Below are 19,354 nucleotides of genomic sequence, written 5' to 3' on the forward strand. Positions count from 1 at the left end.
TCATGCGGTCCGCTATCTCAGCCTTCAATCTCCATAAATCGTTCACCGTCCAGAACGTGCGCACGCACGCGCTCATTGATATTTCCGTCGAGATCTATCGCGGTGAATTCACCGTGCTGAGCGGCCCTTCCGGCTGTGGCAAGAGCACGCTTTTGGCGACACTCGGCGGCATGACCAAGCCGGACAGCGGACTTCTGCGCGCTGGTGAAATCGATCTCTCGTCGTCGACAGATGCACAGCGGGATGCTTTTCGCTTGAAAAATTGCGGATTTATCTTTCAAGGCTTCAATCTGTTTCCCGCTCTAACCGCGCTCGAACAGGTTCAGGTGCCGTTGGACTACTTGAACATCCCTGAAGCCGAAGCTCGTGCGAAAGCGCTCGAGGCTCTGGAGCGCGTCGGCCTGCTGCACCGCCAGCATTTACGGCCCTCGCATCTGTCGGGCGGGGAAAAACAGCGTGTCGCCATCGCAAGAGCAATCGTCAAGGAGCCGGCCATCCTGTTCGCCGACGAGCCGACAAGCGCGTTGGACAGCAGCAACGGGCTGCGGATCGTCGAGATTCTGCGAGACACCGCAAGACAGTTGGGAACGGCGGTTCTGTGCGTTTCACACGATACGCGCCTGTTTTCGAAAGCAGATCGCCTCCTCAGGATGGAGGACGGACGCCTGCTGCCCGATGAGCGACCCGCCTCCGGACCAAACATTGACAAACGAGAGTACTGGCATGGATCAAATTAAGCGTTCCCGCCGTCTTTGGGTGACCGGCTTGTTGGGCTCGTCCCTGACGTTGGGCCTATTATGGATGACAGTTGGTGTCCCGCAGGCGGACGAAAACTCGAACACTATCGAGCGAGGGATGCCGGCAATCGCGGCTGCCGCGCGTGGGACGGTCGATGTGGAAGGAGGACTCTATCGAATAACTGCTGTGCGCGATGGTGTCGTTGCCGAGGTGCGGGCGATGGAGGGGGCTTATGTGCGTAAGGGGGATGTGCTTGCCACTCTGGATAGCCGGCAGGAAGAAGCCGCAGCCCGCATCGCCGAACAGGAGGTTTCCCAGGCGGATGATCACCACAAACTCCTCGAAATCAAGGAGAAGTACCTTTCCAAGACTTATGAAAGAATGCGCCGCGCCGCTGTGGGCATGGCCGTGTCGGATCAGGCGCTCGCGGATGCGCGCGACGCCTACGAGACGCAGGTGATAGAAGCCAATTCCGCCGCGACGGCTCTGACCATCGCGCGCGCGCGTCTCGAAATGGCCAAACGTGAGGTAAGTCTGCGCGCCATCAAGGCGCCGGCCGACGGCATCGTCGTGCGCCAGGCGGTGAAGGCCGGCGAAGCTGTTTCCGCACAGGCGATGAGCGAGATGTTTGTCTTGCTGCCAGATGGTCCGAAGATTGTGCGAGCAGACGTTCCGGAAGAATATCTCGATCTTGTCGGTCCCGGCATGACTGTGGAAATCGTTCCAGAAGGACGCACGTCACAAATCGTTCAGGGGCGCATCAGCCGAGTGTCCAAAGTGCTGTCGCATGCGAAATCGACGGAGAATTCTGGAGATCGGAGCGATATGAGAACGGCAAACTGCATCATCAGCGTCGCCGGCGATGCACACCTGGCCATTGGACAGCGCGTCGTCGTCCGCGTTCTAAAATGATGCGGCCGGTCCGTAACATACGACGTCAGTTACGTCGGATTTTGCCTAAACTATTCGCGGATCCGAACGATAATGCTCGTTGTGTAAAGTCGTCATCTATCTAAAGCTTAACCGCCGCGCGTATATGACTGGCTGCAATGGTCGATCTCAGATTACTTTGAACTCGCAACATATCAGCGACAGTCGTGCAATGGATGAACCGTCTTTGCTACAGCATCCGCGGCAGTACATCCGTATCTCCACCCTTGTCCGTCAGCTTGTGCTTCAATGTGCCAGCGCCATGCAGAAGGATACAGGTTAAAAGAACATAGGCGCTGTACCTATGCAGCATTTGAAATATCGCGAATGCTGCATCGTTCTTGGGCAGGAGTTCCGGAATTTGGGAAATGAAAAAGAAAGGTACGCCATCGCTCTGCGTGAAGCTGCTCGACATGGAATAGCCTAGCAACGGAGTGATCAATGTCAGGACAACGATAAGTCGGTGCGTGACATGCGCGAGCCATTTTTCCCAGGGTGCCAAGTGCGAAGGCGTGTTGGGAAGAGAGGCCGTATATTGCCAGCGCAAGATGAGATGTACCAAGGCCAGAAGCCAAACCAGAACGCCAAACTGCTTGTGGTTGGGATACAAAAAGCCTGATGTCGCGACGGCGTCTTCTGGAAGCCGGGTCATGTACCAGCCGGATGCCAGCAAACCAAGGATCAGAGCTGCACGCAGCCAGTGAAGAATCCGCATTGATAACGGATATTTCATAACGCCGCTTTTGCGCGGGTGTTCAGTCATGCCAACTCCTTTCCAGAACGGGGAATCCGTCTTGGTTTGTGAGGATTTGCGATGTAACGAGAAGAATGGAAAAGACAATGGCACACAGCATCGCGACCATTAAAATTCCGGGCAAAAAACGAACCATATCGACAACCCAGCTTCCTTCCCATCTAAGGCGATGATTGTGGACGCTGCGCTATCAAGTCGTGGAGATCTCGTGGAGCGGCGCGGCCCGCTCAGCAAAGAAAGCTGCCGATCGTTGAGGCGAAAGGGCGACTGAAGTGATAAATGAACGGCTTCGACATCCGGTATCGCGGTGTCTTGCCGTCCTTTGATTGTGCTTAGGATTACCTGCGGCAGTTGGTTAACATCCGACTGTTTCGTCGCAGGTTTCCGATAAAATGAGTGATCGTAATGATTAAGAGACTGAACGGCCACATCGTGAAGGCGATGCTTACCGTGGCGCTGATCGCCTTCATCGTCACCTATCTAGGCATCACCAGCTACTATATTTGGGTCGAGCCATGGCTTTATCCAAACGCCATTGACGAGACCCGATGGTCGATCGGTGATTTCGTCCTGATAGGAATTATCCTTGCGATTGGCCTGATGGTGGCCTCCATTGCCGGCTGGCGTCTCACAAAGACCATAGTCGAGCCTCTGGAGGCCGTTGCCTCCGCCGCGCGAGCGATCGCGGAGGGCGATTTCACGGCGAGAGCACCAAAAGTCAGATCCGCTTTCCACGAGGCCCACGATTTGGTCGAGGACTTCAATTCAATGGCGGAGCGCCTGAGCAAAGCGGAAACGGAACTCAAATATTCCAACTCGTCCATTGCCCACGAGCTGCGCACGCCGCTGACCATTCTTCGCGGTCGATTGCAAGGTTTGCTTGATGGTACATTCGAACCGAGCTCGGATCTTTACGGCCGGCTGATCGCGCACGTTGACGACTTGTCCACGATCGTCGAGGAGCTGCGCACGCTGGCACTGAGCAGTGCCGGAAAACTGGATCTCGAACTCGATACGGTTGATCTGGCAGGCGAGGTGAGGGGCATTCTCGACTCCATTGCGGAGGAGCTGAGACGCGCTGGAGTAACATTGGAGGGGTATTTCGCGCCGGCGGTCTCGACGGCCGATCGGACCAAGATCCGGCAGGCCGTGTTGGCGTTGCTGGAGAACTGCCGCCGATATGCGCCAGGCAGCAAGGTTAAATTGCACACCGGGCAGGAGTCGGATTACGCTTTCATACGAATCGCGGATACTGGGCCAGGGTTGGAGGGCACGGGCCGCGAACGCGCCTTCGAACGATTTTGGCGCGCTGATGAATCCCGGACACGCGCTCTAGGTGGTTCAGGATTGGGTCTTTCCGCGGTGCGCGGAATAGCCAGAGCACATGGCGGCGAGGCGCTCATCGTCGATCAGCAGGGTCCCGGATTGGCGATCGAAATTCGTTTGCCATTGAAGCACGTCCAAACGTAGAGCGTTCCATATGGTTGGCAGCGCTGACCCACGTTGCCCATTGGCGGGTCTCCTGTCTTTCAAGGCAACTGCTGAGTATTCCATGGGCATTGTCACCACCGGGGCCGCGATGATGAATGTCATCCGGTAAGATCAAGCCCCTCGCAGCAGTCCGGAATATAGGCCACCTGAGGCGACGAGGTCGTCATGCATGCCCTGTTCGACAATGCGTCCGGCCTGCATCACCACAATCTGGTCAGCCCGACGGATGGTTGAAAGCCGATGCGCGATGGTGATCGTGGTGCGCCCCTTCGACATTTCATCCAGCGCTATCGACATGGCGCGCTCGGTGCGGGTATCCAGAGCGCTGGTCGCCTCGTCCAACAGCAGAATGGGCGGGTTGCGCAAGATGGTGCGGGCCAGCGCGAGGCGCTGCTTCTCCCCGCCCGAAAAGCGATAGCCGCCTTCGCCGACCAATGTGTCGTAACCTTGGGGCAGCGATGCGATATGATCATGGATCTGAGCAATCTTGGCGGCCTCGACCAGTTCCGCCTCGGTCGCGTTCGACTTGGCAAAGCGCAGGTTCTCGGCCACCGACGTGTGCAGCAGGTAGGGTTCCTGCGATACCACGCCCAGCATATCCGACAGCGACTGGAAGCTGAGATCGCGCAGGTCGACGCCATCGAAGCGGATTGCGCCACTGTCCACGTCGTAAAGCCGCGCCAGCAAATATCCGAGCGTCGTTTTGCCCGAACCGGTGGGGCCGACGATGGCGACATGAGTGCCAGCGGCAATGGTCAGGTCGATGTCGTAGACTGCGGGACGATTGCCTTCGCGATAGGCGAAGCTGACGTGGTCAAGCCGCACCTCGCCACGCATTTTCGCGCGCGGCACGCTGACCGGGTCGGCCCGCTCGGTAATCTCGACCGGCTTGTCGAGATATTCGAAGATGCGTGCGAAGAGGGCGCGGGTCTTGCGCATGTCGCGGCCAATTTCCAACAGTTGTTCGAATGGCCACAAGAGCTGCTCCTGCAGTGCGATCATTGCGACCAGCGTGCCGATCGTGGCGGGATTGTCGGTCTGCATCAGCACTCCGCCCGCCAACAACGTCATCGCCGGCAGCACCGCCAGCGCGAAACTGATCAACGACCATTGCCACTCGCCGGCCGTGTGGGACTTCACCTCAAGCTTGGCCAGATCGCGCGAAATGCGGGCGAAGCGTTGTGACAGATGCGAGCCGCGGCCCATTGTGCGAGCAAGGATGATACCCGGTACGGAAAGCGTCTCCTGCACAGCCGCCGACATGTCGGCGGCGCGAGCCTGCTGCGCATAAGTCAGCGCCTCCCGCATCCGGGCCACGCGGTTGCTGATCAGCATCGTCCCCGGTACGATCAGAAGCACGAACAGCGCGAGCCGCCAGTCGAGCAGCACAATGGCGACGGCGGTCATGAGGGCCGAGCTGAGTGAGCGGCCAAGTTCGTTCGCGGTGTCGGTCACCAGCGATTGCAGTCCGGCGATGTCGCTGGCGATGCGCGACTGCACCTCGCCCACCCGCGCGCCGGTGAAAAACCGCAATGACAGACTTTGCAAATGCGCATAGAGCCGCACGCGCAGGTCATGCAGGATCGCCTGCCCGATATGGGACGAAAGGATAACCTGCAGTGCCGCGATTCCAGACGAAACCAGTGCGATCGCCACCATGCCCGCGGCCAGCCAAACCAGCAGCGTCAGATCGCGCTGCGGCAGGGCGGCGTCGATGATCGCGCGCAACAGGAAGGGGCCGACCAGGCCAATCGCCGAGGCGATAACCATCAGCAGCGCGACACCGGCGATCGATCTGCGATAAGGCCGAAAGAGCGACAATACTCGCAAGAGCGAGACATGCTGTCTGGCCAGGTCGGAATAGTCGTCGTCCTCAGGATCGGGGATGTCGCTGTGCATCAGGAAACTCGGTTAGATTTTGTTGCGATCCTCCACCTGAGACCGGCTTTCCTTGGTGGTGCGCTTATTCTTATCTCCAGCGTTTGCGACCCACCGGACAAGGAACAATGCCGATGCGAGCGGGATGCAAAGCAGAAGCAGTTTCGGCAGGGAATGATGCATCATGTCGGTTTGGGTTTGCTATGTATTGCGCCTGTTGACATGTGTTCATGGAAATCCGGCATGGAATTCATGGAGATTTCGTGGAAATGTGTCTGTTACCGAGAAAACGGCTGCGTAATGCAGAGTTAGGCCCGTGCTCGCAGGTTACCGAAACCCTGACGATCGCCGTCACCCTCACTCGCCGACATGTTTGGAAGCAGATCGTGCAGACAGTGTCGTGCCAGGGTCATTGTGCTCAAATGAAGAAAGATCAGGAATTTCCGCTTTCGCGCTTGACTGTCTTCCTACTAGAAGGTAGATAAAGTGCATGAGCAATCTTTTGACGACATCCGACGAAATTCTGGCGTCCGCGCGGACGCTGATCATGAGCGGAGGATATAACGGCTTCAGCTATGCCGATATCGCTGACGTGGTCGGGATTCGCAAGGCCAGCATCCATCACCACTTTCCGAGCAAGACCGACTTGGTCCGAACGCTTGTCATTCGATATCGCGAGGACGCCGAGCTGGGAGTGGCGGCTCTGCAGTGCAACGTGCAGAATCCTCTTGATCTTCTCAAGACCTATGCTGGCCATTGGTCAAAATGTATTGAGGATGCAAGCAGGCCTTTCTGCGTTTGCGCCCTGCTTGCGAGTGAACTGCCGGCGCTACCGACGGAAGTCGCGGTCGAGGTGAAGGCCTTCTTCCGTTTTATCTCGACATGGCTCACCTCCATCATGGAACGCGGCGCCAAGGACGGAACCTTGACGCTCTCAAGCGAACCCAAGGTTGAGGCCGAGATATTCATGGCTTCGGTCCATGGAGCCATGCTCTCGGCGCGAGCTTATGGAGAGTCTGAAGTGTTCGCCACCATTCTGGCGCCCACCTTGCAGCGACTGTCTCCGATGGTCGCTCGATAAAAGCTCGGGACGGTACGAACCCGCCCCGGGGCAAAACTGTACTTCGAAAGCTACCAACTAGTAGGAAGACCTCAACATGATCAAGATTATTCTCCCCGCGCTCGTGCTGGGCCTGTCCAGCATCTCCTCGGCGATGGTTCTAGTCTCGCCCGCCTATGCCGACGATATGAAGGCCGAACAGGTCCATGTCCGGGGCAGCATCGTCAACTACGCTGGCTCTACCCTCAAGGTGAAAACGCGCGAAGGAGAGACTGTCGACGTCGCACTTGCTGACGGCTGGAAAGTCTCGAGCGTCGCAAACGCAAAGGTAACCGACATCAAGCCCGGCGATTTCGTCGGCATCGCGTCCCTGCCGAAAGAAGGCGGTGGTGACGGGGCTCTTGAAGTGCTCATCTTCCCGCCGGCTTTGAAAGGTGCGGGTGAGGGCAGCTACGGTTGGGATCTTAAGCCCAACAGCAGCATGACCAACGCGACCGTGGCGGATGCTGTGAAAGGCGTCGACGGCCGGACGGTCACCGTCTCCTATCACGGCAAGGAAAAGAAGATCTCTATCCCGGATGGCACCCCCGTCGTGACCTTCGCTCCGGCGACCAAGGATGATCTCGTCCCTGGCGCTATTGTCTTCATCCCGGCGGAGAAGGTCGCGACCGGCACGACCGCCCATCAGATTCTCGTCGGAAAGAATGGCGTGGTTCCGCCTATGTGAGCCATGTCCTCGTCGCCGGCCGACCCTGGGCCGCCCCCAGGTTCGGCCGGCGACTCCCAGAAATGCCGCCCACCTAGGGCCTTTGGATTTAAAGGACGGAGAACGCCGTCATGAACGAGAAAATCATCGATGACCATGTTCGACATCCCCGGACGATCTTCATCCGCCGCCATTCCCTCATCACACGACTTACCCATTGGTTGAACGCGCTGTGCTTGAGTTTCCTCCTGTTGAGCGGGCTGCAGATCTTCAACGCCCATCCCGAATTGTACTGGGGTCACTACGGTGCTGACGGCGATCCCGCAGTCCTGACGATAGGCTCCGAGGGACAAAAAGACGAAACGCGCGGTTTCGTGCGTGTCGCAGGCGTGCAATTTGCAACGACCGGTGTTCTCGGCGTTTCGGACGTCGGCGGTGAGCGCACGGCGCGGGCCTTCCCGAGTTGGGCCACCATACCGTCGTTTCAGGACCTTGCGGCTGGACGCCGCTGGCACTTCTTCTTTGCCTGGCTATTTGTTTTCAACGGCATTCTCTACCTCGGCTTCAGCGTCCTCGGCGGCCATTTCCGGCGAGACCTCGCGCCGACGGCGAGAGAGCTTTCGCTGCGTCATCTGTGGCATGAAGTTCTTGACCATGCTCGTCTTCGCTTCCCGAAAGGCGAGGAGGCCAAGCGTTATAACGCACTCCAGAAGCTGACATATCTCGCAGTGATTATTGTCCTTCTACCCCTTATGATTCTGACTGGCCTGACCATGTCGCCCGGCGTCGACGCGGCGTTTCCTACGCTGGTCGATGTCTTCGGCGGGCGCCAATCGGCTCGAACCATCCACTTCGTCACCGCATCGCTTCTGGTGCTGTTCGTCGTCGTTCACATCGCGATGGTCGTGCTGTCCGGGCCCTGGAACAACATGCGCTCGATGATCACCGGCCGTTATGCAATCCGCGAAAAAGGTTCGAATTCATGAGCCAGTTCTTAACTCGCCGCCGGTTCCTGATTGGCAGTACGCTCGGTGCCGGTACGCTCGCCCTTTCCGGCTGCGATCTATTGGAGCAAAACACCGACGTCGCCACGGTTCTTCGTTCAGCCGAACAGTTGACGATGAAAGCTCAAAGGTTGCTTCAGGGTCGTAATGCCTTGGCCCGCGAATTTGCCGAGGCCGACATTTCCCCATCCTTCCGAGTAAACGGCACCAGCGCTCCCGACAGCGACGAATATGCCGAACTGGCCGAGGGAAAGTTCGCAAACTGGAAATTGAAGATAGACGGTCTGGTGGACCGGCCAACGGCATTTTCACTCGCGGACCTCAAGATGCTTGCTGCGCGTAGCCAGATCACCCGCCACGATTGCGTCGAGGGTTGGAGCGCCATCGGCAAATGGACGGGTGTTCCCCTTAAAAGCCTCCTGAGCCTGACCGGGCTCAAGTCCACGGCGCGCTATGCAGTCTTCCATTGTGCCGATGAGCTCGAGAAGACTTTGGATGGAAGCGGTCGCTACTATGAGAGCATCGATCTGATCGACGCTTTCCACCCGCAGACCATCCTTGCCTATGCGATGAACGGTCAGGACCTCAGCATCGGCCATGGCGCGCCGCTGCGTCTAAGGGTCGAGCGGCAGCTGGGCTACAAGCACGCGAAATACATCATGCGCATCGAGCTAGTCGACAGCTTTGCGGGCCTGTGGGGCGGAAACGGCGGCTATTGGGAAGATCGAGGATACGAGTGGTACGCAGGGATTTGACCCTTCGCATCACGTCCTAGAGTGGTTCAGCTTTTCACGGAATCTCTAAACCACTCTATCTCTTTGTTTCCTAGCAATTCCGGACGGAAAACCGCTACGCACTTTTCCTGGAATTGCTTTAAGCCTGCCAGTCTTTTCTTCAGCAAGAGAGCGATGGATCATGTCAGCAGTCCGTGCATGACAAGATCAATATGCGCTTGCAGATAGGTGGTTCTGTCGAGGGTCCGGCGCTCGTCGAAAAGAAGCTTGAAGAATAGAAAGGCGATGGCAGGCGCCACGATCGCATCGCCGAACGCAGCCGGTGCCGGCCGGAATTCCCCAAGCCTTATCCCTTCGTCGATAAGGGACTGCATTTGCCGCTCGAGAGGCTCGATAAATATGTCGTGGTGCCGATCGACGATCTGCGGGAATCGCGAACCTTCGGCAATGACGAACCTCATCAGCTCCCGCAATTTGCGCTCATTGATTATGAGATCGTAGATGAGCTCGATATTTCCCTGAAGCCGCTCGATTGCGGTCCCTTTCAGCTCATTCGCGCTTGCCAGCAGGTTTTCGAGAGGTTCGGAAATGTGCCGGATCATCGCTTCGAAAAGCTGTTCCTTGGTCTCGAAGTAAACATAGACGGTTCCCTTCGTAACGCCGATCCTGCTGGCAATATCTTCGACGCGGGTGGCGACATAGCCGCGCTCGACGAACTCTTCAAACGCGGCATCCAGGATCTGCACGGGGCGGCGGGCCTTTTGCTCCGCGCGCGTCAGTTTTTTTAGATCGGTCATGGTCCCACCTTGAGCGTTATTGACGGTTCGGCGTCAAGATAAATTCTATTGACTAATGGGTCAGTCAATAATATTCGTCTCGCCAACGGATGCAAGAGGTCAAATCATGAAAACTATCCTTGTCATCGCATGGCTGGGTGCGAGCGCGGTCGCGCTGTCTTCATGCGAAAAACAGGCCGAGAGCGAGGCAAAGCCAAAGAACGTGGAGACTGTCGTGGCCAAGGTCACGCCGGTCGTCGAAAGCAACGCCATCACCGGCGAGGTGAGTGCCCGCGTCGAAAGCGATCTTTCCTTCAGGGTTAGCGGACGTATCGTCGAACGTCTGGTTGACGTCGGCACATCGGTGAAGGCCGGGCAGGTGCTTGCGCGTATGGACGCCGAAGAACAGAAGGCCGATCTCGACGTTGCCACGGCGAACCTGCAATCGGCGCTTGCGCAGCAAACGCAGGCGCAATTGGCGTTCGACCGCCAGCAAAATCTCTTCAAGACGCAGGTGACGACCCGCGCCGCGCTCGATCAGGCCCAGGAAACGCTGCTGACTGCCCAGGGAAGCGTGAAATCGGCGCAAGCTCAACTCGACACGGCACAGGACGCGCTCTCCTATACGGAGCTGCGCGCTGACGCCGATGGCGTCATCACCGCCAGAAACGCTGAGGTGGGGCAGGTGGCGCAAGCCGCACAGCTGGTCTTTACGCTCGCGCATGACGGCCCTCGCGACGCCGTCTTCAACGTCTTCGAATCGCTCTATCTCGGGCGAAACCTGGAAAACCAGGTCGCTGTCAGCCCCCTTTCGGCACCGTCTCACAGGATGGAGGCTTCCGTGCGCGAAATCTCGCCGACGATCGATGCGTCGACCGGAACGATCCGGGTCAAGGTTGGTCTCGAAGCCGCGCCGGACATGCAGCTTGGCGCTCCGGTCGTCGGCTTGTTTCGGTCCACCGCGCGGGACGCAATCGAATTGCCATGGTCGGCAATGGCCTCAAAGAGCGGCAAGCCGGCCGTTTGGATCATCGATCCTGCTTCATCGAGCGTGTCGCTGCGCCAGATCGATGTCTCCAGCTACGAGACCGGCCGCTTCGCGGTGCGGACGGGCGTGTCTCCGGGCGAGATCGTCGTCGTCGACGGCGCGAAATTCCTGCGATCGGGCCAGGCCGTCACATACGACAAGGGAGCTGCAAAATGAATATTCGTATCACAGCCGGCCTTGCGATCCTCGGCTCATTGCTGCTGACCTCGTGCCAGAAACAGGAGGAAGCTCATTACGAGCCGGCGCGTCCTGTGCTTTCCGTTGTCGTCAAGTCCACCGCGGCTTCCGCGCTGACCCTGCCGGGGACCGTCGAGGCCAAGATCGAGACCCAGCTCGCATTTCGGGTCCTGGGTCGGGTCATCGCGCGCAAGGTCAGCGTCGGCGACATCGTCAAGAAGGGCGATGTCGTTGCCGCCATTGATCCGCTGTCGTTGGAGCTTGCGGTCAAGAGCTCGCAATCCGAGCTTTCGAATGCGCAGGCGCAATTGGCGAATGCCGCATCCACCGAAGAGCGCCAGCGATCCCTGCTCGAAAGCAGATCGGGAAGTGAAGCGGCCTACGAAGAGGCGGTGCTGGGGCGCAAAAGCGCCAGCGCCTCGGTTGCCAAGGCACAGGCCAATCTGGACAAGGCCGAAGAGCAGCTGGGCTACACACAGCTCAAGGCGGAATTCGACGGCGTCGTGACGGCGACTTCGGCCGAGGTAGGCCAGGTCGTCTCCGCCGGCCAAAGCATTGCCACCGTTGCCCGACCCGACCAGCGCGATGTCATCATCGATATTCCTGTCGCCAGCTTCGACGGTCTCAAGGTGGGGTCGCCCTTTGAGGTCGCTCTCCAGCTGGATCCGACCATCCGCGCGAGCGGTGTCGTCAGAGAAATCGCCCCGGAAGCCGAGGCGACGACCCGCACGCGACGCACGAAAATCACGCTCCTCGATCCGCCGGCCGAGTTCCGCCTGGGCTCCGTCGTCACCGCAACCGCGACTGTTGTTGCAGATCCGATGATCCTGCTGCCCTCTTCATCCGTCCTGATGAAGGACGGAAGGCCGAATGTCTGGGTGGTCGATACCACGGCGCGCAAGGTCTCCATTCGCGCGATCAAGTTCGACGGGGACCTCGTCGAGGGCGGCTCCGTGACGATCACAGATGGCATCAGCCCTGGCGAACGCATCGTCGTTGCCGGAGTTCACAAGCTTGCCGACGGCCAGGCCGTCAGGCTGGATTAAGGAAAGACCCCCGTGAAAAAATTCAACCTGTCCGACTGGGCGCTCGAACATCGTTCGCTTGTCTGGTACTTCATGATCGTCTTCATTCTGGCCGGCGCGTTTTCCTATATCGGGCTCGGCCGCGAGGAAGATCCCGCCTTCACCATCAAGACGATGATCATTCAGGCGCAATGGCCCGGTGCATCGGCCGAGGAAGTGACCAAGCAGGTCACCGACCGCATCGAAAAGAAGCTCGAGGAACTGGATTCGCTCGACTATACCAAAAGCGAGACGGTTGCCGGGCAGACGACCATTTTCGTCGAACTTCTGCCGACGACCAAAGCCAAGGATGTCAATGCCATCTGGATGCGGGTCCGCAACATGATCGGCGACATCAAGGGGAATTTCCCAAGCGGTGTCGTCGGACCGTTTTTCAACGACAGCTTCGGCGACGTCTATGGCAATATTTACGCCTTCACCAGCGACGGGCTGACACAGCGCCAGCTTCGCGATCTGGTCGAGGATGCGCGCGCAAAGGTGCTGACGGTTCCCAATATCGGCAAGGTGGACATTATCGGCGCGCAGGACGAGGCCATCTACCTCGAATTTTCCACGCGAAAGATCGCAGCGCTCGGGCTTAACCAGCAATCCGTCATCGACACGCTGCAGGCGCAGAACGCCGTCACGCAGTCCGGTTTCGTCGATGCCGGTCCCGAGCGCATCGCCTTGCGGGTCAGCGGTCAGTTCACATCAGAGGAAAGCCTTCGGTCGATCAACCTTCGCGTCAACGACCGCTTCTTTCCGTTGACCGATGTCGCGACGATCAAGCGCGGCTACGTGGATCCTCCCTCGTCACTGTTCAGATTTAACGGCCAGCCGGCCATCGGGCTTGCGATCGGCATGAAAACCGGTTCAAACCTGCTTGAATTCGGCAAGGCGCTCGACAAGGAGATCGAACAGGTCACCGCCGATCTTCCCATCGGCGTCGATGTCCAGCGCGTATCCGATCAGCCCGCGGTCGTCGACGAGGCCGTGTCGGGTTTCACGCGCGCTCTGTTCGAGGCGATCGTCATCGTGCTTGCGATCAGCTTCATCAGCCTCGGCGTTCGGGCGGGGCTCGTCGTTGCCATCTCCATTCCGCTCGTACTGGCGATTACCTTTCTCGTGATGGCCTATACCGGCATTTCGATGCAGCGTATTTCGCTTGGCGCGCTGATCATCGCCCTTGGCCTCCTTGTCGACGACGCCATGATTGCCGTGGAGATGATGGTTGCCCGGCTGGAGGTGGGCGATGATCTGAGAAAAGCGGCGACATATGTTTACACGTCGACCGCCTTCCCGATGCTAACAGGCACGCTGGTGACGGTCGCAGGCTTTATCCCTGTCGGCCTCAATACCAGTGCTGCCGGCGAATTCACCTTCACCCTTTTCGTGGTCATCGCCGTTTCGCTCCTGGTTTCTTGGGTGGTCGCGGTGTTGTTCACGCCGCTGCTCGGCGTGACGATCCTTCCGAAATCCATGAAATCGCATCATGAGCAGAAGGGCCGCTTCACACGCGCCTTTGCCTGGCTCCTGGGCGTGGCCATGCGCTGGCGCTGGATTACGATTGGTGCAACCGTTGCAACCTTCGCTCTTTCCATCGGCGGGATGAGCTTGGTGCAACAGCAGTTTTTCCCTTCCTCCGACAGACCGGAGCTGATCGTCGACTGGAACCTGCCGCAGAACAGTTCGATTTCCGAGACGAACAAGCAGATGGCCAGGTTCGAGCGCGAAATGCTGGCTAACAACAAGGATATCGATCATTGGACGAGCTATGTCGGCCAGGGCGCGCCTCGCTTCATCCTGTCCTTTGACGTACAGACACCCGACGTCTCGTTTGGACAGACGGTGATCGTCACCAAGGGGCTCGACGTACGCGACAAGGTCAAAAGTGAACTGCAGGCTTATCTGACGAAGACCTTCCCCGGCACCGACGCGTTCGTGAAGCTGCTCGACATCGGCCCCCCGGTCGGCAAGCCGGTGCAATACCGGGTCAGTGGCCCGAATATCCAGAAAGTAAGGGACATCGCCCAGCAATTTGCAGGCATCGTCGGTCAGCATCCCTTGCTGTCCAACATGACGTTCGACTGGAACGAACCGTCACGTGTGGTCAAGGTCGATGTCCTTCAGGATAAGGCACGGCAACTGGGTGTCTCGTCGCAGGACATTGCAACGGCGCTGAACAGCATCGTCGAGGGATCGGCGGCGACGCAGATCCGTGATGACATCTATCTCGTCGACGTGATCGGCCGCGCCGAAACCTCCGAGCGAGGCTCGATCGAGACGCTGCAGAACCTTCAGCTCGGCGGTTCCAATGGCAAATCCGTGCCGTTGTCCGCGGTTGCGAATTTCCACTACGAACTGGAGCAGCCGACGATTTGGCGGCGCACCCGCATACCGACCATCACCATCAAGGCTGCGGTCGTCGGATCGACGCAGCCGGCAACAATCGTCAACGAACTGCAGCCGAAAGTCGACGAGTTCCGTAAGAGCCTTCCGAGCGGCTACCACATCGTTGACGGCGGCTCGGTCGAGGAAAGCGCAAAGGCACAGGGACCGATCGTCGCCGTCGCGCCACTGATGCTGTTCATCATGGCGACGATTCTGATGATCCAGCTGCAAAGCTTCAGCAGGCTGTTCCTGGTCTTTGCCGTAGCACCTTTGGCGTTGATCGGCGTTGTCGCGGCATTGCTGCTCAGCAATGCGCCGCTGGGATTTGTTGCGATCCTGGGCGTCTTGGCGCTGATCGGCATTTTGATCCGCAACTCGGTGATCCTCATCGTGCAGATCGAGCATCTTCGAAGCGAGGGCGTGCCACCCTGGCAAGCCGTCATCGAGGCGACGGAGCACCGAATGCGGCCCATCATGCTGACGGCAGCCGCGGCAACGCTCGCGCTGATCCCGATCTCCAGGGAAATATTCTGGGGTCCGATGGCCTATGCGATGATGGGCGGCATTGTCGTCGGCACCGTCCTGACGCTGCTCTTCCTTCCCGCCTTGTATGTTGCCTGGTTCAAAATTCCCCGCGACAGCGCGCAGCACTGAAGAGGGAACCCATGTCACAGGCTGGAAGAACGGGCTTTGCCGTGCTGATGACGCTATCGGTATTGGCGGGTTGTGCGGGGCGGCTGGAGAATGTTCTCCAGCCCCTCGCGGCAGCAACTCCAGGCACGAGCACCGTGGACATGATGGTGGCGACCACCCGTCGTCCGACCGACAAGCCGGGCGAACTCTATTCCGGCGAACGCGGAACGGCGATATCCTTCAACGATATCGTCGTTTCCATTCCGCCGGATCGAAATCGCAAAATCGGCGAGGTGCAGTGGCCATCGCATGTGCCGGCCAATCCCGCGAAGGAATTCGTCGTTACGAAGGTCGGAAGGGTCGCATCCGAGCGCGATATTTTTGGGTGGTTCAGCAAGAACCGCAACGCCAAGCGGCAGGTCGTCATTTTCGTGCACGGCTTCAACAACACCTATTCCGACGCTGTTTTTCGCTTCGCTCAGATCATGCATGATTCCGGAACGGATGCCGCACCGATCCTCTTCACCTGGCCCTCGCGCGGGAATGTTTTCGACTATCTTTATGACAGGGAGAGCACGAATTTCTCACGGCGGGCGCTGGAGGATCTTATCCTGCAAGCCGCTAAAAGTCCGGATGTAGGAGAGGTAACGATCCTCGCCCATTCCATGGGGTCCTGGCTGACGGCGGAGGCATTGCGTGGCGTTGCCATGCGCAACAAGACAATCCCGGCCAAGGTGAAGAACGTCATTCTGGCATCGCCCGACATCGATATCGACGTATTTCGCCGGCAGATGATCGAGATGGGGCCGCAACGTCCGCATTTCACGATCTTTTCGTCGACAAAGGATAAGGCATTACAGATGTCTCAATGGCTATCCGGTGGCGTCAGTCGCGTCGGCGGCTTCGATTCGACGCCCTATGCCGCGGATTTGGCCAAGCTCGGGATCACGGTCATCGATACAAGTTCCGTGAAGCCGGACGATGCGCTGGGGCATAATACGTTTGCGGACAATCGGGATATGGTCCAGCTGCTTGGACGGCGGCTGGCGGGACAGTCGTTGGACACTGGACGAGTCTCGCTTGCGGACCGCGTCGGCATGGCGGCCGTCCGAACGGCGGACCTCGCAGGATCGGCCGCGAAAGTCGCGGTAGCAGCGCCCATGTCGATTGTCAGCGGTGATGCAAGGCAGGTGCTGAAGCAGCAATTTTCCTCTGGCCCATCGCCCATCGTCGACGGGCGCGTTTCCTATTGACCTCACTATTGGTCTGATGCAGGCGCTGGATTTTGTCATGCAATTGCATTACGTTGACGGCGAAGGAGATTCGCCATGGCCTCAAATGCACTTATCCAAACCCGAATAGACGCCGATGTGAAGGAGCGCGCCACAGCGGTTCTCGAGGGCATGGGTTTGACGGTGTCGGATGCTGTGCGAATTCTTTTAACTCGGACGGCAAATGAGGGCACATTACCGCTGGAACTCGTCAGCCACAGCGAGGCCTACGACGTTTGGTTTAGGGCTAAGGTATTGGAAGCACTACAGGACACGCGGCCCGATATCGACGATGCTGACGCCGATGCGCCATTTCGAGAGCGCCGGGCGGCGGCTCTGCGCAAAGCAGGGCGTGACGGATGAAGCTTGTTTGGGCGCAGTTTGCGCTTGATGATCGCGACGCTATCTTCAGCTACATAGAAAGAGAAAATCCTCGCGCGGCGGCTCACATTGACGAGAAGATTGTAAGGAGCGCACGTCGCCTTCTTGAATTTCCGGATAGCGGCCGGCTCGGTCGTATTGCCGGAACTCGAGAGCTCATCATAGCCGGCACACCTTATATTGCGGCTTATGTAGTGATGGCCGATCGAATAAGGATTCTGCGTATTCTGCATGGTGCGCAGATCTGGCCTGCTGCGTTGAGGTTCGACTGACGTTAGGTACGGGTCTGTAAACTAGATTCCATCAAGAGCGTCATCTGCGGCTTTGGTCATGGAGCTTGCCTGTCTGGTGGGATAGCAAGATTTGAACTTCGGTTCGTTCAAGGCGAACAATTCAAAACCAGCCGCTCTTTGCATGACCAAACAGGCAATTCATCGTTTATCGCGACGGATGTTACTTGGTTTCTCGGGCCGGCCGTCCCACCGTGGCGGCAAGCACGCTGCCCGGCCCATGTACGGCGGCAAAGAGCAAGCCAGCCACGAAAGTAAAGTGATCGATGAAGAAGCCGAATTCGGCCTGATTACCCGCCCAGTGCGAGGGGCCGTGGAATGAGAATCCAAGGAAGAGGACATAGAGAGCTGCAATGATCGCCGCAGGCGTGAAGAAGGCACCGGTTAGGAAGGCTATGACCAGCAGCGCCTCTAGAGCCGCTGCGCACCAGGCAAGGAATAGCGGCAACGGGAAGCCGGCGGCGGCGATGTAGCCGGCGGTCGCGCTCATGTCCATGAACTTGAATGAGACTGCCATCAGGAAGACGGCCGCAAAGATCAGACGGGCGATGAGAATGGCGGCGGTCTGCCAGGTCGATTGAGTGTTTTCCACGATGTACCTCCGGTTTGAAAGCGTTGATGCCCCAAGGACGGCCAGCGGAAGGAAATCCCGACAGAGGTCGGAAATTTTTTTGGAGCTATCCATCGTCGGAGGCGCATAGCTTCATGGGCGCCGGTCAACTCGTCTGGCACTGATGCCTCAAACCCGCCACGAGCCAAGGCCATCACAACACCGTTTCGAACAAGGGGACCAATGCCGCACCGATTGCGCCAGGGGAATCGATCATCTCTGCTACGGTCAGCTTAGGCACGTCTCGCAATGCGCCGTGACGAGGCAGATTGTTGATCTCGGTCCGTTCGATCATCATCCTCGCCAGCCGATGCGGAAGTTCGCCGCCAAGCACGATCAAGGCGGGGTCGAATACCGCACAGATCGCGTTGATGGCGCGATTATGCGCCGGCATCACGCGATCGACCCATTCGGCGACGTCATCCCAATTCAGCAGCTCTTCGCGTTTGAGATCCCTGAGGGTCAGATCCGGGTATCCTTTTGCACGAAGGTGTTCGAGCAAGACACCGAGCGCCGGGCGATCCTCGTAATCCTGGCGCTCGAAGAGAACCGAAAACTCGCCGGCATTGCCGAAACTGCCGCGAAACGGCATGCCTGCGGACACCAGGCCGCCGCCATAACCATGAAGATGCGCGATATAGGCGAAATCCGGAGCATCGCGACCGACACCAAAGATCGCTTCCGCCAAGGCCGCGGTCCTTGCAACATTGTCTGCCCAAACCGGCAAGCCAAGCCTGTTGCCGACGATCGGCGCCAGGTCGATCAATGACCAGTGAGCCAGCGGCAGCGGACAATTGAAGGCCGTTTCGAGCATGCGGTGCCCGGAAACTGCCAGGCCGACACCGAGGATATCGCCGCGCTTGGCATTCCGGCGGGCAAGAAGCTCTTCGAGCGCGGCTTCGATCCGGTCCAATTCTGCGGGAAGCGAGGATCCCGCCTGTGGTATTTCGATGCTTTCCAGAGGCTGTCCGAAACCCATGAGACAAAGGCCGATCGAACCGACGTTCACCGAGATTCCGAGTGTCAAGCACCAATCTCCGCACAGCGTCAATCCAGGGCTTGGCGGTCCGGGACGACGGGTTTCCGAGGCGGAAAAGACGATCATGCCTCGATCATGCAGTCGCCCGACAATTCGATGCAGGGACTGCTGGGTAAGGTCGAGCGGCTCGGTCAGGTCGGAACGCTCAATGCCGGGAGACTTCCAGATCAGCCGCAACAGGTCCCGTTCGTTCCGGGAAGCCACGCGTGGAGGTTGAAGGTCCCGCAAAAAATGGACGGCAACATCGTCTAGCGGATTATACTTCATTTTTTGGCCATTTTAATTTACACTATAAGTGTGAATCTTTTGAGGGCACTTCGTTTTTGTCAAGCTGAGAAACCCGATCCCTGATTTGCCGGTCCTGCTTACTTCATCAAGG

General features: G+C 58.4%; 18 protein-coding genes. 13 read left to right on the plus strand and 5 right to left on the minus strand.

What is annotated here, in order from left to right; translation table 11 throughout:
• Nucleotides 1-2: 2 nt before the first annotated feature.
• Both ACPYOP_RS08475 and ACPYOP_RS08480 read left to right on the plus strand, forming a co-directional pair.
• Nucleotides 3-737 carry an ABC transporter ATP-binding protein gene (locus ACPYOP_RS08475; RefSeq protein ID WP_481409944.1) on the plus strand — a complete coding sequence of 245 codons (735 nt, stop codon included), beginning with the start codon at nucleotides 3-5 and terminating at the stop codon, nucleotides 735-737.
• On the plus strand, nucleotides 724-1,650 hold the full coding sequence (locus ACPYOP_RS08480) for an efflux RND transporter periplasmic adaptor subunit (protein WP_481409945.1): 927 nt from the start codon (nucleotides 724-726) through the stop codon (nucleotides 1,648-1,650). The genes ACPYOP_RS08475 and ACPYOP_RS08480 overlap by 14 nt, the downstream gene beginning before the upstream one ends.
• A 208-nt stretch (nucleotides 1,651-1,858) precedes the next feature.
• Here ACPYOP_RS08480 and ACPYOP_RS08485 read toward each other — a convergent pair whose 3' ends face one another.
• Complete coding sequence (locus tag ACPYOP_RS08485; protein WP_481409946.1) at nucleotides 1,859-2,431, minus strand: cytochrome b; 573 nt, start codon at nucleotides 2,429-2,431, stop codon at nucleotides 1,859-1,861.
• A gap of 432 nt (nucleotides 2,432-2,863) precedes the next feature.
• On the opposite strand from ACPYOP_RS08485, the gene ACPYOP_RS08490 reads away from it, so the two are divergent.
• Nucleotides 2,864-3,892: an ATP-binding protein gene (locus ACPYOP_RS08490; RefSeq protein WP_481410057.1), complete on the plus strand. Its 1,029-nt coding sequence runs from the start codon at nucleotides 2,864-2,866 to the stop codon at nucleotides 3,890-3,892.
• 132 nt (nucleotides 3,893-4,024) lie between these two features.
• Here the strand turns inward: ACPYOP_RS08490 and ACPYOP_RS08495 are convergent, their stop codons facing one another.
• Nucleotides 4,025-5,812, minus strand: coding sequence for an ABC transporter ATP-binding protein (locus ACPYOP_RS08495; RefSeq protein WP_481409947.1), 1,788 nt, complete (start codon nucleotides 5,810-5,812; stop codon nucleotides 4,025-4,027).
• Between the two features lie 469 nt (nucleotides 5,813-6,281).
• On the opposite strand from ACPYOP_RS08495, the gene ACPYOP_RS08500 reads away from it, so the two are divergent.
• The 4 genes from ACPYOP_RS08500 (at nucleotide 6,282) to ACPYOP_RS08515 (ending at nucleotide 9,316) form a co-directional block, all read left to right on the plus strand.
• Nucleotides 6,282-6,872 carry a TetR/AcrR family transcriptional regulator gene (locus ACPYOP_RS08500; RefSeq protein ID WP_481409948.1) on the plus strand — a complete coding sequence of 197 codons (591 nt, stop codon included), beginning with the start codon at nucleotides 6,282-6,284 and terminating at the stop codon, nucleotides 6,870-6,872.
• A gap of 76 nt (nucleotides 6,873-6,948) precedes the next feature.
• Nucleotides 6,949-7,578 carry a hypothetical protein gene (locus ACPYOP_RS08505; protein ID WP_481409949.1) on the plus strand — a complete coding sequence of 210 codons (630 nt, stop codon included), beginning with the start codon at nucleotides 6,949-6,951 and terminating at the stop codon, nucleotides 7,576-7,578.
• A 110-nt stretch (nucleotides 7,579-7,688) separates the two neighbouring features.
• On the plus strand, nucleotides 7,689-8,543 hold the full coding sequence (locus tag ACPYOP_RS08510; RefSeq protein ID WP_481409950.1) for a cytochrome b/b6 domain-containing protein: 855 nt from the start codon (nucleotides 7,689-7,691) through the stop codon (nucleotides 8,541-8,543).
• A complete protein-coding gene (locus ACPYOP_RS08515) occupies nucleotides 8,540-9,316 on the plus strand; it encodes a molybdopterin-binding protein (protein WP_481409951.1) in 777 nt (258 codons plus the stop codon). Before ACPYOP_RS08510 ends, ACPYOP_RS08515 begins: the two co-directional genes overlap by 4 nt.
• Before the next feature lie 158 nt (nucleotides 9,317-9,474).
• Here the strand turns inward: ACPYOP_RS08515 and ACPYOP_RS08520 are convergent, their stop codons facing one another.
• Nucleotides 9,475-10,092: a TetR/AcrR family transcriptional regulator gene (locus ACPYOP_RS08520; protein WP_481409952.1), complete on the minus strand. Its 618-nt coding sequence runs from the start codon at nucleotides 10,090-10,092 to the stop codon at nucleotides 9,475-9,477.
• A 106-nt stretch (nucleotides 10,093-10,198) separates the two neighbouring features.
• On the opposite strand from ACPYOP_RS08520, the gene ACPYOP_RS08525 reads away from it, so the two are divergent.
• The 6 genes from ACPYOP_RS08525 (at nucleotide 10,199) to ACPYOP_RS08550 (ending at nucleotide 17,308) form a co-directional block, all read left to right on the plus strand.
• Nucleotides 10,199-11,275 (plus strand): efflux RND transporter periplasmic adaptor subunit, encoded by a 1,077-nt coding sequence (locus ACPYOP_RS08525; RefSeq protein WP_481409953.1) that lies wholly within the window; start codon nucleotides 10,199-10,201, stop codon nucleotides 11,273-11,275.
• Nucleotides 11,272-12,342 carry an efflux RND transporter periplasmic adaptor subunit gene (locus tag ACPYOP_RS08530; protein WP_481409954.1) on the plus strand — a complete coding sequence of 357 codons (1,071 nt, stop codon included), beginning with the start codon at nucleotides 11,272-11,274 and terminating at the stop codon, nucleotides 12,340-12,342. Before ACPYOP_RS08525 ends, ACPYOP_RS08530 begins: the two co-directional genes overlap by 4 nt.
• Before the next feature lie 12 nt (nucleotides 12,343-12,354).
• Nucleotides 12,355-15,405, plus strand: a complete 3,051-nt coding sequence (locus tag ACPYOP_RS08535; RefSeq protein ID WP_481409955.1) for an efflux RND transporter permease subunit — start codon at nucleotides 12,355-12,357, stop codon at nucleotides 15,403-15,405.
• 11 nt (nucleotides 15,406-15,416) lie between these two features.
• On the plus strand, nucleotides 15,417-16,637 hold the full coding sequence (locus ACPYOP_RS08540; protein ID WP_481409956.1) for an alpha/beta hydrolase: 1,221 nt from the start codon (nucleotides 15,417-15,419) through the stop codon (nucleotides 16,635-16,637).
• Between the two features lie 75 nt (nucleotides 16,638-16,712).
• Nucleotides 16,713-17,018, plus strand: a complete 306-nt coding sequence (locus ACPYOP_RS08545) for a type II toxin-antitoxin system RelB/DinJ family antitoxin (protein WP_481409957.1) — start codon at nucleotides 16,713-16,715, stop codon at nucleotides 17,016-17,018.
• Complete coding sequence (locus ACPYOP_RS08550; protein WP_481409958.1) at nucleotides 17,015-17,308, plus strand: type II toxin-antitoxin system RelE/ParE family toxin; 294 nt, start codon at nucleotides 17,015-17,017, stop codon at nucleotides 17,306-17,308. Before ACPYOP_RS08545 ends, ACPYOP_RS08550 begins: the two co-directional genes overlap by 4 nt.
• A 181-nt stretch (nucleotides 17,309-17,489) precedes the next feature.
• Here the strand turns inward: ACPYOP_RS08550 and ACPYOP_RS08555 are convergent, their stop codons facing one another.
• Together ACPYOP_RS08555 and ACPYOP_RS08560 are read right to left on the minus strand one after the other, a co-directional pair.
• Nucleotides 17,490-17,918, minus strand: coding sequence for a DoxX family protein (locus ACPYOP_RS08555; protein WP_481409959.1), 429 nt, complete (start codon nucleotides 17,916-17,918; stop codon nucleotides 17,490-17,492).
• Nucleotides 17,919-18,090: 172 nt separating this feature from the next.
• Nucleotides 18,091-19,242, minus strand: a complete 1,152-nt coding sequence (locus tag ACPYOP_RS08560; RefSeq protein ID WP_481409960.1) for an ROK family transcriptional regulator — start codon at nucleotides 19,240-19,242, stop codon at nucleotides 18,091-18,093.
• Nucleotides 19,243-19,354: the final 112 nt, after the last annotated feature.

It is taken from the genome of Rhizobium sp. KNZ2-6A, from assembly GCF_056755475.1.